Origin of the sequence: Clostridium sp. SGI.024 (assembly GCF_050315195.1) — a bacterium.
Lineage (GTDB): Bacteria > Bacillota > Clostridia > Clostridiales > Clostridiaceae > Clostridium.
Map to the genome: position 1 here is coordinate 100155 of NZ_JBNPON010000002.1, position 14084 is coordinate 114238.

Annotated in this window: 16 protein-coding genes; 2 read left to right on the forward strand and 14 right to left on the reverse strand. The window is 26.0% G+C overall.

Annotation, left to right across the window (positions count from 1 at the left end; translation table 11 throughout):
* Positions 1-189 precede the first annotated feature (189 nt).
* The 9 genes from lonB to ACQRD5_RS01350 form a co-directional block, all read right to left on the reverse strand.
* Positions 190-1863, reverse strand: coding sequence for an ATP-dependent protease LonB (gene lonB, locus ACQRD5_RS01310; protein ID WP_294169762.1), 1674 nt, complete (start codon positions 1861-1863; stop codon positions 190-192).
* A gap of 199 nt (positions 1864-2062) precedes the next feature.
* The gene (gene clpX, locus ACQRD5_RS01315; RefSeq protein WP_294169760.1) at positions 2063-3358 is read right to left on the reverse strand and encodes an ATP-dependent Clp protease ATP-binding subunit ClpX; all 1296 of its coding nucleotides are present in this window, start codon (positions 3356-3358) and stop codon (positions 2063-2065) included.
* 33 nt (positions 3359-3391) lie between these two features.
* Entirely contained in the window at positions 3392-3991 is a 600-nt protein-coding gene (gene clpP / locus ACQRD5_RS01320) for an ATP-dependent Clp endopeptidase proteolytic subunit ClpP (protein ID WP_294169758.1), read from the reverse strand.
* Positions 3992-4145: 154 nt separating this feature from the next.
* The gene (gene tig / locus ACQRD5_RS01325) at positions 4146-5429 is read right to left on the reverse strand and encodes a trigger factor (RefSeq protein ID WP_294169756.1); all 1284 of its coding nucleotides are present in this window, start codon (positions 5427-5429) and stop codon (positions 4146-4148) included.
* Positions 5430-5526: 97 nt separating this feature from the next.
* Positions 5527-6327: a hypothetical protein gene (locus ACQRD5_RS01330; RefSeq protein WP_320901592.1), complete on the reverse strand. Its 801-nt coding sequence runs from the start codon at positions 6325-6327 to the stop codon at positions 5527-5529.
* An 80-nt stretch (positions 6328-6407) separates the two neighbouring features.
* Positions 6408-6584 carry a hypothetical protein gene (locus ACQRD5_RS01335; RefSeq protein WP_320901594.1) on the reverse strand — a complete coding sequence of 59 codons (177 nt, stop codon included), beginning with the start codon at positions 6582-6584 and terminating at the stop codon, positions 6408-6410.
* A gap of 474 nt (positions 6585-7058) precedes the next feature.
* Positions 7059-8375, reverse strand: a complete 1317-nt coding sequence (locus ACQRD5_RS01340; RefSeq protein ID WP_427746427.1) for a murein hydrolase activator EnvC family protein — start codon at positions 8373-8375, stop codon at positions 7059-7061.
* Positions 8376-8392: 17 nt separating this feature from the next.
* A complete protein-coding gene (locus ACQRD5_RS01345) occupies positions 8393-9640 on the reverse strand; it encodes a TcaA 3rd/4th domain-containing protein (protein ID WP_427746428.1) in 1248 nt (415 codons plus the stop codon).
* Positions 9641-9652: 12 nt separating this feature from the next.
* Positions 9653-9994: a hypothetical protein gene (locus ACQRD5_RS01350; RefSeq protein ID WP_294169747.1), complete on the reverse strand. Its 342-nt coding sequence runs from the start codon at positions 9992-9994 to the stop codon at positions 9653-9655.
* A gap of 195 nt (positions 9995-10189) precedes the next feature.
* On the opposite strand from ACQRD5_RS01350, the gene ACQRD5_RS01355 reads away from it, so the two are divergent.
* Positions 10190-10957 carry a histidinol phosphate phosphatase gene (locus tag ACQRD5_RS01355; RefSeq protein WP_308780458.1) on the forward strand — a complete coding sequence of 256 codons (768 nt, stop codon included), beginning with the start codon at positions 10190-10192 and terminating at the stop codon, positions 10955-10957.
* 60 nt (positions 10958-11017) lie between these two features.
* On the opposite strand, the gene ACQRD5_RS01360 is transcribed toward ACQRD5_RS01355, so the two are convergent.
* From ACQRD5_RS01360 to ACQRD5_RS01375, 4 genes are all read right to left on the reverse strand, one after another.
* Complete coding sequence (locus ACQRD5_RS01360; protein ID WP_294187227.1) at positions 11018-11158, reverse strand: hypothetical protein; 141 nt, start codon at positions 11156-11158, stop codon at positions 11018-11020.
* A gap of 100 nt (positions 11159-11258) precedes the next feature.
* On the reverse strand, positions 11259-11408 hold the full coding sequence (locus ACQRD5_RS01365) for a hypothetical protein (RefSeq protein WP_308780459.1): 150 nt from the start codon (positions 11406-11408) through the stop codon (positions 11259-11261).
* Between the two features lie 146 nt (positions 11409-11554).
* A complete protein-coding gene (locus ACQRD5_RS01370; RefSeq protein ID WP_320627811.1) occupies positions 11555-11746 on the reverse strand; it encodes a hypothetical protein in 192 nt (63 codons plus the stop codon).
* A gap of 77 nt (positions 11747-11823) precedes the next feature.
* The gene (locus tag ACQRD5_RS01375; RefSeq protein ID WP_427746429.1) at positions 11824-12396 is read right to left on the reverse strand and encodes a hypothetical protein; all 573 of its coding nucleotides are present in this window, start codon (positions 12394-12396) and stop codon (positions 11824-11826) included.
* 525 nt (positions 12397-12921) lie between these two features.
* Between ACQRD5_RS01375 and ACQRD5_RS01380 the strand changes: the two genes are divergently transcribed.
* Positions 12922-13311: a hypothetical protein gene (locus ACQRD5_RS01380; protein ID WP_320627810.1), complete on the forward strand. Its 390-nt coding sequence runs from the start codon at positions 12922-12924 to the stop codon at positions 13309-13311.
* Here ACQRD5_RS01380 and ACQRD5_RS01385 read toward each other — a convergent pair.
* Positions 13228-13953 (reverse strand): DUF6973 domain-containing protein, encoded by a 726-nt coding sequence (locus tag ACQRD5_RS01385; protein ID WP_320627809.1) that lies wholly within the window; start codon positions 13951-13953, stop codon positions 13228-13230. The genes ACQRD5_RS01380 and ACQRD5_RS01385 overlap by 84 nt on opposite strands.
* Positions 13954-14084: the final 131 nt, after the last annotated feature.

Consider the following 14084-nt stretch of genomic DNA (forward strand, 5'->3'; position numbering starts at 1 on the left):
ATTTATCCTATAACTTTATTAGTATACACATAAACTTGTATTTTTTCAATCTATTTTATATAGATATATACATCTTATTATTTAATAATTTATATTTAACAATAATATATATTAATAGTTTCAGTTTTATTAATATTATAATACATATATAATTTATAAATGAAAATAATTTTTATAAATTATTTTAGTTTAATCTTCTGATTTGGCTGATAATATATCTAAATTATTCTTTATAATAATATCTTCTGATGTATTTTCTTCATAAATGGCTTCATCTATTACTTCTTTTAAACTATTTACTGGTATAACTTTTATTCCATCTATATCTTTATAGCTTTCCCTCCAATTTTCAATTGGAATAATAACCTTAGTAGCTCCAGATTTTTTGGCTGCATATATTTTTGCATTAACTCCTCCTATAGGTTTAACTTCTCCTAGTAAAGTTATTTCTCCAGTCATTGCAACTTTATTATTAATTTTGATTTTGTTAATAGCACTATATATAGCAGTTGCTATTGTTATTCCTGCTGAAGGACCATCTACAGGCATTCCCCCTGGAATATTTATATGTATATCGTAATTTTCACATTCTAAACTAAAAATATTATTTAATACAGTTAACACATTTTGAATAGAGGAATAAGCCGTACTTTTTCTTTTAACTTTTCTATTACTGTTACTTATTTCTTCTTCTTCAATAACACCTGTTACTTTCAATACCCCTAATCTTTTCCTTACCTTCCTAGCAGTAGCTTCTACTTCCATAAGAATCCCTACATTGGCACCATGAACTGCTAATCCATTTACTATTCCTATTTCAGCTTTCTCTCTAATTTTCTTATCTGGAATTTGCGTATAGTTACCACTTTCAATTACCCACTGTATATCTTCTATATTTATATCCTCTCTATCTTCATTAATTGCAACTCCTGAGGATAGCTGAATTAAATTAACTACATCTCTACCATTAGTACAATATTTTGATACTAAGTCTAATGATTTTTCATCTATCTTTAATCCAACTTTCATCACTGCATTTTTTGCAATTACTTTAATTTCATCAGCATGAAGACATCTAAAAAATATTTCAACACATCTTGATCTTATAGCAGGAGCTATTTCTTCTGGACTTCTTGTAGTTGCTCCAATTAATCTAAAATCTGCTGGTAATCCATTATCGAATACCTCTTTAATATAATCTGGCATATTAGGATTTTCGCTGCTATAATAAGCACTATCTAAAAATACCTTTCTATCTTCTAATACCTTTAATAATTTATTAAGTTCTATATTATGTAACTCCCCTATTTCATCCATAAATAAAATACCTCCATGAGCTTTGGTTACTGCTCCTGGTTTTGGTTGTGGAATACCAGCTATTCCAAGAGATCCAGCCCCTTGATATATAGGATCATGAACTGAACCAATTAATGGATCAGCTATGCCTCTTTCATCAAATCTAATCGTAGTTGCATCTATTTCTATAAACTTAGCATCTTTTTTAAAGGGTGATTTTGAGAATTTTTTTGCTTCTTCAAGTACTAATCTAGCAGCAGCAGTTTTACCCACTCCTGGAGGCCCATAAATAATAACATGCTGTGGATTAGGTCCACATAATGCAGCCTTCAAGGCTTTTATTCCTTCCTCTTGACCTATAACTTCTTGGAAAGTAGTAGGTCTACTTTTCTCTGTTAAAGGTTGAGTTAATTGTATACTCCTCATTTTTTGTAATTTATCCATTTCTTTTAAATTCTCTTTATCAATAACTATCTTGTTATTAACATGACCTTTATTGCTATTAACCATATAATAAATAAATAGCAACATAGTTGTTATTTGTAGTATTACTAATATCTCTGTCATATATTTTGCATTAACTCTAAAAGTAAATGCATCCTCCCTTCTATCTGTCATATAAATATTATTAACTTATTGGTATGTTAATATTCTATAAAAAAAGGATACTTTACCATTATTTTTACGTGAGATTTTATCTTTATATATAATTAGTTAAATAAAAAAACATCTTAAAGTTAAAAATAACAATAAGATGTTTTTTTATTTAGGCAGTTTCTATGCCCTTTCTTTTCTTTACTTTTTTTGCTTTTAACTGAGGTCTAACTTCTCCCTCAGGAAGTTTAATTACTTCTGGATTTTTCTTTTCAGTTATACAATCCTGATTTATAATAACTTTTTCTATAGATTCATCAGAAGGAATATCAAACATAATTTCTGTCATAGTTTCTTCTACTATAGATCTTAATCCTCTAGCTCCAGTTTTTCTCTTAATAGCTTCATTTGCTATTGCTTCTAAAGCTTCATCAGTAAAGTTTAATTGAACATTATCTATTTCAAATAACTTTTTATATTGCTTAACTAAAGCATTTTTTGGTTTTGTTAAAATATTTATTAGTGCATCTTTATCTAATGATTCTAATGTTACTACAACTGGTAATCTACCTACAAATTCAGGTATAAGCCCAAACTTCAATAAATCTCCAGGCATTATATCTTGAAGTAACTTACCCACATCTTTGTTATGCTTTGAATTAACGCTTGCACCAAAACCTATAGAACTCTTTTCTGTTCTCTTTTCAATTATTTTATCAATTCCATCAAAAGCACCACCACAAATAAATAATATATTTGAAGTATTTATTTGTAAAAATTCTTGATGAGGGTGCTTTCTTCCTCCTTGTGGTGGAACTGAAGCAGTAGTTCCTTCAAGTATCTTTAATAATGCTTGCTGAACTCCTTCTCCTGATACATCTCTTGTAATAGATGGATTCTCTGATTTTCTTGCAATCTTATCTATTTCATCTATATAAATAATTCCTTTTTCTGCTCTCTCTATATCATAATCTGCATTTTGTATAAGTTTTAATAATATATTTTCTACATCTTCACCTACATATCCAGCTTCAGTTAAAGTTGTAGCATCAGCAATTGCAAAAGGAACATTTAAAAACTTAGCTAAAGTTTGAGCTAATAATGTTTTACCTGAACCAGTTGGTCCTAATAAAAGAATATTGCTTTTTTGAAGTTCTATATCATCATCTACTAAGTTAGAATTAATTCTTTTATAGTGATTATATACAGCAACAGATAAAGATTTTTTAGCTTTCTCCTGACCTATTACATATTGATCTAAATAATTCTTAATTTCATTTGGTTTAGGAACACTTGTAGTATCTAGCTCAACACTTTCTTCAAATTCGTCAGCTATTATTTCTGAGCATAAGTCTATACATTCATCACAAATATATACTCCAGGCCCAGCAATTAATCTTTTTACTTGCTCTTGATTTTTACCACAAAAAGAGCATTTTAATTGTTTCTTCTCATCGTATTTAGCCATAAATTCACCTCACTTGGTTAAGATATAACAATTTTATTCGTTACTACCTTTTTCATTTTTAATTATTACTTTATCTACCAAACCATAATTCATAGCTTCTTCTGCTGTCATAAAGTAATCTCTTTCAACATCAGATTTAATTTTTTCTAGGGGTTGCTCTGTATTTTCACTTAAGATTTTATTTAAAGATTCTTTAATCTTTAATATTCTTTTAGCATGAATATCAAAATCTGTTGCTTGCCCTTGGAAACCACCTAATGGTTGATGAATCATAATTTCACTGTTTGGAAGTGCAAATCTCTTTCCTTTTGCTCCAGATGAAAGTAAGAAAGAGCCCATTGATGCAGCCATACCTATACATATAGTTGAAACATCTGGCTTTACATATTGCATTGTATCATAAATAGCCATTCCTGAAGTTATTGATCCTCCTGGGCTATTTATGTATAAATGGATATCTTTATCTGGGTCTTCACTTTCTAAAAATAATAGTTGTGCAACTACTAAGTTCGCTACTGTATCATTTATTTCTCCACTTAACATTATTATTCTATCTTTTAATAACCTTGAAAAAATATCGTAAGATCTTTCTCCCCTACTAGTTTGTTCTACTACCATAGGAACTAAACTCATTTTAATTCCCTCCTTCTCTAAAAATTACCTTCTTTTATAATATATCCATATTCCATAAAAACTAATTATATTAAATTATATAAAATTTTATTTAATTTGTTAATGAATATTTGAAATAATTGCCAGAATTAAATTCTGGCAATTATTATTTTTGCTATTTATTGTTTTCTACTAATAACTTTACAGTTTTTGCTGTTTTTACATCTGCTATAAGAGCAGCTTTTTGAGTATTTAATAGTAATTCTACCATTTTTTCATCATCACCAGCTGAATACATTTTAGCTACTTCTTCAGCTTTTTCTTTTAATTCTTCTTCAGTAGCATCTATATTTTCTGCTTTTTCAATTGCTTCTAATACTAAATCAGTCTTAACTTTAACTTCAGCATTTTCCTTCATATAATCTCTCATCTTAGCTTCATCTGTTCCAGTAAATTGGAAGTATTGTTCTAAGTTTAATCCTTGATATTGAAGTCTTTGCTCTAAGTTTTTAACCATAGCATCAATTTCTTTTTCTATCATAACAGCTGGAACTTCAATGTTTGCATTTTCAACAACTGCTTTAATTACAGCTTCTTCATGCTCTTTTTCAGCTCTATTAGCATTAGCTTCTTCCATCTTCTTAGTTATGTCAGCTTTTAATTCTTCTAATGTATCAAACTCTGAAGTTTCTTTAGCAAATTCATCATCGATTGCTGGTAATTCTTTAACTTTTATTTCTTTAACTAAAACTTCAAATTTAGCTTTTTTATTGTTTAATTCTTCTTTGCCATAGTTTTCTGGGAAAGTAACATTTACTTCAACTTTATCCCCAGCCTTAGCACCTATTAATTGCTCTTCAAAATTATCTATGAAAGTACCTGAACCTATTTCAAGTGAATAGTCCTTACCTTCTCCACCTTCAAAGGCTACATCATCAACATAACCCTTAAAATCAATAACTGCTGTATCACCAGTAGCTACTTCTCCATCTTCTTTTGTTTCAATTCTAGCATTTTTTTGTTGCATTTCTTTTAATCTTGCTTCTACGTCTTCTTCAGTTACTTCGTAAGATGGCTTTTCAATATTTAATCCCTTGTATTCTCCTAATTCAACTTCTGGATAAACTGTAACTTCAGCAGTATAAACGAAATCTTTTCCTTCTTCTACTGTTACTATATCTATCTTTGGATAGTCAACAGGAATTATGTCATTTTCTTTTAATGCATTTGAATAAGATGCTTCTATTGCAAAATTTATTGCATCTTCCATTAAGACTCCAGTTCCATAGTACTTCTTTACTATAGCCATAGGAACTTTTCCCTTTCTGAATCCAGGTACATTAAAGTTTTTAACATTTTTGTTATAAGCTTTTTTTATAGCTTCTTGAAATTTATCAGCTCCAACTGTAATTTCAAATTTCACAAGGTTTTTCTCTATTTTTTCCATTTTAGCTTCCATCGTATTCTTTCCTCCTAAAATAGTAAGATACTATCATAATTGATATAACTAGCTTATTATACCATAGAATATTATTTACTTTCAAATATTTGTTTATTTAATTTATTAATTCTCCATTTGAGTTTATATATTTAACATTTCCATCTATAGTCACTTCTAATCCTTTTTCTTTTATTTCACCTAACTTAATTTCTTTCCCCTTGGAATTCCATAAAGTTTTATGACTATTATCATTTAAATCTACTACCCAAATGTATTTATTTAAATCATATCCAAAGTATGGAACATTACTTATATATGCTACTTTTGTATTAGTAATAAATTTAGCTTCTACATTCCACAAATAACCATTATATGTTTGAAGAACTGACGATTTATTAAATACCTCTCCATTTGGAGCTACATATTTATCTTTAGTTATATTTGCTTCTTTAGTATTAACATTGAATATTTTCATATCTTGATTTTCATCAATAGTAAGAATTAAATTTTTGTCTTGATTTAAAGTATAATAAATATTACTTGGAGCATCTTTTATCCCCTTAAACTTAACTACCCCATTACTTTCTTCATATTCTGCCTTTAATATAATTCCTTCCCTAACAATTAAATCCATTGTTTTTATTTCAGGTTCCTTAGGTGTTTCTTCTTTTACTGTCTCTTCTTGTTTATTTTCTTCATTTGTCTTATTAGTATTATCTTGAATTTCTTCATTATCTTCATCTATCCAACTTTGAACTTTACTTCTTAAGGTCTCCATGTTTATACTGTTCATTGCCATCTTTAAAAATAATATACCGATAACAAGTACTCCTAAAATTGATATTATAGCTATTCTTTTTCTTCTTTTTCTCATTAGCCTTTCATAGTCTCTACTGAATATGCTAGGTTTTCTCACACCTAATTCCCTCCTTATAAGATATTATTTATATTAAAAACACTAAATATATTATCTATAAATAATTATTGATTATTCTATTATTTTCTAGTTCCACATCCACAAGAAGATTTTCCACCTTTTGTGCTACAGCATCCCCCACATTTAAGAAGACCATAGTCTCTTAATTCTTTTACTGTAAGCTGTGCTTGATTTTCATCATAATCTTCATATTCAGGTGTGGCTTTCAATAACTCTTCTGAATTAATATTTATCATTTAAATCACCTCAAATTATATTATATACTTTAATTAGGTTAAATCTCTATAAATTTTATATATTTTTAATTTTATTTTAAGAATATCATATATCAATAAATGCTATATTATTTTAAAATATTATCGTTTTCGATTTTTTTATAAAAACTATTGGATTTTTTGACTAATTATACTATAATAATAGTATAATATATATATATATTGTATGTTTTATATATAAATATTTGTTAAAATGCCCATACTACTGTTAATAATTTATTAACAGTTTTAATAAAACCCCACATATGTTCATTTATTCCCTTTCTTAAATGAACATAAAACCCTTTAACCTGTGCAATATTCTTGTACAGGTTCTTTATTTATTTAAATAAATGTTTTTTAAATTTATATAACAATATAAATTTAATAGCAAAAAAGATTAGACTTCTATAAAAATCTAATCTTCTAATATGTATATAATTTATATTTTACGTTTTATACGTATGGTGTTGGATCTATATGTTGTCCATTAATTCTTATTTCCCAATGTATATGAGGTCCTGTACTCATTCCTGTTGAACCAACCAAGGCAATAGTTTGTCCTCTATTGACGGTTTGTCCAACTCCCACAAGTAATTCACTATTGTGAGCATATAGTGTTTGAACTCCACCACCATGATCCAATATTATTGTATTTCCATAGCCACTAATACATCCTGAATAAACAACTACACCACTTTTAGAGGCAGAAACTGGTGCTCCGTAAGGATCTCCTAAATCTATTCCAGTATGAAAACCAGCTGCCCCAGTAACTGGATTTATTCTAGGTCCATAATTATCAGTAACTACACCCTTTCCTGGTCGTAAAAAAGTTTCAGTACTTGGATCTCCTGGTGCTCCACTACTTCCACCTTCTTCTGGTTTAACGCCTTGTCCTCCACCTGAATTATTTCCACTATTTATATCAGCAAATATATTATCTAGTTCCTTTTGAAGAGCCATATTATAAGAAATTAAATCTCCTATTTGGCTATCTAATTCATTTCCTTGTTCTTTTAAATAAGCTATCAAATTAGATTTTTCAGATTCTAAATTATTTAATTCATTCATTTTACTTTGATGATATTCTTCTTTAGCTAAGTATTCTTTTTGAGCCTCTTTCAATTCATCTTGTTTGGCTACTACAGCCTTTTTTCCTTCTTCTATTTGTGCTAATTGATTAGATATTTCTTCTTTTTCCTTTTCAAGTTGTGCTTGAATTTCTTTTGCTTCATTAATTAATTCTTTATCAAAATTAATTATTCTAAAAATGCTCTGAATATTATTAAATAATGAAAGTATGTTTTCACTTTTTAAAATTAAATATATGTAATTAGTAGCTACATCCATTTTATAGTAACTTCTAAGTCTTTTTTCTATGTTCCCCTTAATTCTTAAAGCATCCTTTTCTTTTTCTTCAATTGTCTTTTCTCTACTTTCAATTTCAGATTGAGATTTGTAAATTTCACTATTAATATTATCTATTTCCTTTTGAACTTCATCTATTTTTAACTGATAAGATTTAACTTCTTCCCTAGCAGCTTCTAAATCACTACTTTTTTCATTTATTTTATCTAATATCCCATTAAGTTCAGCATTTTGATTGTTTATTTCATTTTCAACCTTATCTTTTTCTTTTTCTAAATCATTAATTTGATTTTGATTTTCATTTATTTGTTGTTGTATAGAGGAACCAGTCTCAGCATAAGCTAAAAAGTTTCCTGAAAAAACTACAGTAACAGCTATTGTTGTTGCTTTTAATATTTTACTCATAACTCTACCTCCTTTAGTTAATCTATACTAAATTTCTGTACATCATTAATAATCCAATTATTATTTTTATACTCAATATTAGTTAAAAACATCTCTTCAACATTATTCTTCCAAAAGGGCACTAACTTCTTTTTTATATTATAATTTAATTTAATAACCACATTTCCTTTATAAATACCATTTTCATAATAAAATTCACTACTCTTTAATTCAGTTTTTAAATCAGTAATTTCATAATTGTTCTTTAAAAACAAACTTTCTTTTTTTATGCTATCATAAATTTTACTTTTTGCATCATCTTCAGCATTAGCTATTAAAGAATAATCTGAGTTATTTAACGCCTCAAAAACACTTGTATAAAAATCATTAGTTGATTTATTAACTTCCTCAATAAGTTCATCATTTACAATATCTATATTTATATTTAAATTTGGTAAATTCGAAACTTCTACTTTTTCACTAGCTATTAATCCCCATGGAAATTCTCTTTCTAATTGTATTTTTATATTCTTATTTAGTGGAATCGGTCCATATTTTTTCATATCTTTAACTTGCTTATTAATTTCTTTACCATCAATTAATACATTAGCATCTTCAAAGTTTGAGGTTAAAGTTATATTTATAGCTGGCATATCTAACTTGTACTCTAAATTTTCCATTATATAGACTTCTTTTTTCTCTTCAATTTCTCCATATAAAGTATTTAATTTACCTTTAATTGAGTATTTCCCGGGAATTAAATTCCTTTTTATTTTAGTTTCAGCAATTTTTTCATCATTTATATATATTTTAGTTTCGTCGAAATTACAATTAACTTTAATGGCTACAGGAGCAATTTCTATATGATAATTGTCGAATAATAATATCTTTTTATTAATTAACTTAAAAAATCCACTTTCTCCATTATTCTTTAAATCTTTAATAATGTTATTAACCATATCTTCATTTTCAAAATAATAATCTGCTAAAGGCTCAAATTCTTTTTTACTTATTCTTTCCCCATCTACTTTAATATCTTTATAAATCCTTCTTGGTTTATTTTCTATTAAAGCTACTTCTAAATTCTTTAATATTATATTTTTACTGGACTTATAACTTCCAACTTCAAATCCAATTCCTGCAAATACTAAAAGGATAACTATTAAAATAACCTTTCTTCTTATTATAAATTCCTTTAAATTAGAAAATTTTATATTTCTTATATCCTCTATTAATAAATGTAAATATCTTTTTAAAGCCTCAAATAATTCCTTTAACCTTTTCAATATTTTCACCCTTTATTCTAAAATATCTATTATCCACTTATTACAGTTTAAACACTTGTAAATTCTAATAACAAATAAATCAAGATTTCCCATTGGTTTTTGCTTGCTTAATATTTCAACTTCTTCTCTAGTATAGAAATCATCTTCTTCATTTAAAAAGCCTTGAATTTCAATTATGTAATTTTCATTTGTCTTTTCACAACAATCATTTTGTCCTACAACTTCTATTTTTTCATACTTAAGTCTTGGACTAAGTTCTTTAATAATGTCTATAATATCTTCAAATTCATCTATATTATCTAAAAAGTCTTCTTTGTAAAATACTAAATTTTGTATTTGAAATAACTTATTCATCTTTACACCTCTTCTTCTATATATCAATTTTATATTCATTAATAATATTAAAATATATTTATATAGTCAATTTATTTTATGAAATATTAATAAATATGGTATAATTTACTACAAAGATAGCTAAAAGAAATTATAAAAACTTATTTTCAGAAATAATATTTTTATAATTTCTAAATATTAAAAGGAGATGATAAAATGATTTTCGATAGCCATATGCACTCAAAATTCTCTACAGATAGCAATATGAATATATTAGATGCAATTGCAGTAGGAAAAGAAAAAAATATCGGAATTATAATTACTGATCATATGGATTTAGACTATCCTGTTAAAGATGAGTTTAAATTTGATGTTCCTACTTACTTCAATGAATATCAAAAATATCGCTCATCAAATGTAAAGCTTGGAATTGAAATAGGCCTTACAACAAATACTGTTTCTGAAAATGAAGCTATTGCTAAAAATTATGATTTTGACTTTGTTCTAGGTTCTATACATGCTGTAAAAGGCTTAGATATCTATGTAGATTATGTTCACCAAGGATATAATAAAAAACAATTCTTCACTTATTACTTTGAAGACATGCTAAAATGTGTACAACTCCATGATAATTTTGACTCCTTATCTCATATAGACTACCCTTGTAGATATTGCAAATTTGATAATAACGAAATATTAGTTTCTGAATTCAAAGATATACTAGCAGAAATTTTCACTACTTTAATAAACAAAGGCAAAGTATTAGAATTAAATACTGCACGACTTCATGTTCCAGAATCAAATAAAGCTATGAGAGATATTTATAAGCTTTATATGGACTTAGGTGGAAAATACGTAACCATAGGCTCAGATGCCCACAGCCCCTTAAATATATACAAAAACTTTCATTTAGCACTAGAATTCATAAAAGATTTAGGACTAAAAGGAGTTTACTTTAATAAAAGAAAAATGGAATTATTCTAATAAAAATAAAATCCTATTATTAAATTAATTTATATACTTTAATAATAGGATTTTTTCTAACTAATAAGATTTTTTTCTTAAATCTCTATAAAAATCATTTAATATTAATGACTTTTCTCCATGTAAACCACCACTTACTATTACCAATAAAGTAACAATAGGTATTGCTAAAATAATAAAAATTTTATTAAATATACTCATAGTTACTCCTCCCATAATTATACATTTTAAATATTCATTTATAATATTATATTTAAATTATATAAAAAATTCAATATTTTAACAAAAAAAACATTGTAATTTATTCAATTACTTCAGCAATTTCATTACAAGCAAAATCAAAACTATCTTTGCCACTATGGTAATGAAAATTATACTTTTCATCATTAAAAAGTCCATGCTTCCTTTGAATCATCATCTTTACTGGTTCAGGAAGAATTCCAATAACCATATTTTAAACACTCCCTTTATATAATTTAAATTTATCGCAATTACAATTAATACATATTCTAATTACTCATTATATATTTTACCATAATATTAAAAATAGATTTTTCTTTAATATTCTTAAATTTTTAATAAATAAAACTATATACTTTAAGAATTTTTTTCTATAGTTTCTATTATAGTGTATGTACAAAAAATTATTGTAGATATTATAGCTATACTTAAAACAACCAATATACCAAAATCTGTAATCCTAGATTTAGCTAATATAAATAAAAATACAAAAACAATTAATATTGCAAATAAAATAGACTTAATAATCTTTTTAAAAATATACATCATTATTCTCTCTCCTTAAACCAATATAATTATTCCAAAACTCGCAGTTATAAAAATATACTCATAAATCTATATAGTGTCTATATACTTTTATTTTGTATCGCTGATTTTATTCTTAAAATAAATTCTTTCTTTTCAATATTATCTTTAAAAACTGATGTTGGTATTACTATTGGGTAAACTTTCACATTTTTATTTAGTTTATTTACTTCTGTTATTAATATACATCCTTCAAACTCATCTATTTTATTATTATTTTTAAATATAAACTCTTTTTTTTCATCTCCATAAATAATACTTATTCCTCTATCATTAACTATTATTTTTTTATTCACCGAAAAAAACTTATCTACTTTAAAATACCTTTGAGAAATTTTTTTAATTCTTTTTTGTATTAATTTAGGTAAAAATTTAAAGACTATATATATTGCTACCATAGTAAATAATAATCCTATTAATAATATTAATAATATGGAAACTATTAAAAGAGGTTTTTTATTCTCTATAAAATAATCTACCATGGTAACAATTGGTATTAATATTATTGCACATCTCATTATAAAATAGAAAATTTTTGACCAAATAATTTTTGAAAATCTATACCTCATTAAAGTTTCCATATCATTAACAGTATTTTTAAAATTTACTTCCATAATCCCCCCCCATTCTTATTGATTAAATTTTATCTTAACCAAAATAATTATTTTAAATATATCTTAACATAATTTCAATTAATAAATATATTCGCTAAATGGAATTTTATCGAAATTGTAGTTTACTATTTTAATAAAAAACTCTTTATATATTATGAAAAGAGTGATTTTATGAATAGTGATTTATTTAATTTTCTTACATCACAAGTATTTTTGCTTTATTATTTGGATACTTATAGTGTGTGCTATACACCAATTTAAAGAACCGAAGTTCGTAAAGCACTTCTCATTTTTGAGGGGTGCTTTTCTATATTCATTTTTAAACATTTCAAATATATAATTTTCAAATTTTTCTTAACTTTACTAGTTTATTTTAAATAATGCAAGTCATAAAATAGTGTATTTTTTTTATAAAAGATTCTACTATTTTATTATTTATACTAAGACTAAATCTAAAGCTCCTATATAGGAATATTATTCAATTAATGGTATAATATCTCTATATGTCAGTTAGGAGGATTTTGTATGAGTAAAAAAAATAAATTTATAATAGTTATATTTATATCACTATTACTAGTTATTTTGGGTATTATTAAATTTACTTTTAATAGTGGATATAAAATACACATTGTTAATAATACTAATCAAAGTATCAAAAGTATAGAAATAAAATTTAAGGTTGGTAGTATACTAGAAACTATCTCTCAAATAGACTCTTCTAGTTCTTGGGAAACTACTATTGATACTAATAGCATTCAAGGGGAGAATTCAATAGTTTTAATATACAAAGATAATCAAGGCAATTCTTACGAAAAAACTATAGTTGGCTATTTAGAGAAAGGTTATATTGGAAAAGTCAAAGTTTTTATTGATAAAATTGACGAAAATGGAAGGTTGGAAATAAACACTAAATAAATAGCTAATAACTTGACTTTTTAATTCAGATCTACTGTAATAACGAGCTAAACGTCTACCAACATCATTATTATTCAAATCCATAGTTCTATCAACTCCATCTGGTGTTTCTGCTTCATGAGCAGTAGCAAAAGCGGCAGCTTTACTTTCCCCAATATCATTTGCCATTAAAGCATTCCAGTATGTATGTCTGAAAGCATCTCCATTTCCTAAATACAAAGTATCTGCTTCATATAAACTTGAAGCTGTATTTGAAGCAGTAGCTGCATCAGCATATGCCACTACTGCTTCACCTGGGTATAAAGTCATTATAGCTAATTCTGTCGAATTCAAACTTTGACCAAATACATTATAACTTCTAGCACTATATATCTCTGTATTTTTTTCATTAATTTTTTGTACAATCATTTCTTTTGCATAATCTGCGGTCAATTCTTTATTATTATTCTGAACTTCTGATAGAATATCTAGAAAATCATTATATTCTAAAAGATGACCTTCTGCTTTTATAATACTATCGTAATCTTGTTGACTAATCTGAACACTTTGGTTATTAACATTAGATTCTGCAAACACAACTCCATTTGATATCGTGGTAGCAATTAATGTTGCAATAGTAACTTTCATAATAGTACTCTTCATTTCAAAACCGTTGATTGAAAAACTAACTTCCGTTTTAGCGTAAACCACTGTAACTGCAAGAGTAAAGTCAGTTTTTATATATAATTTTAGTAGTAAAAATACTTAAATTAAGCTATAATTTTTATAAGATA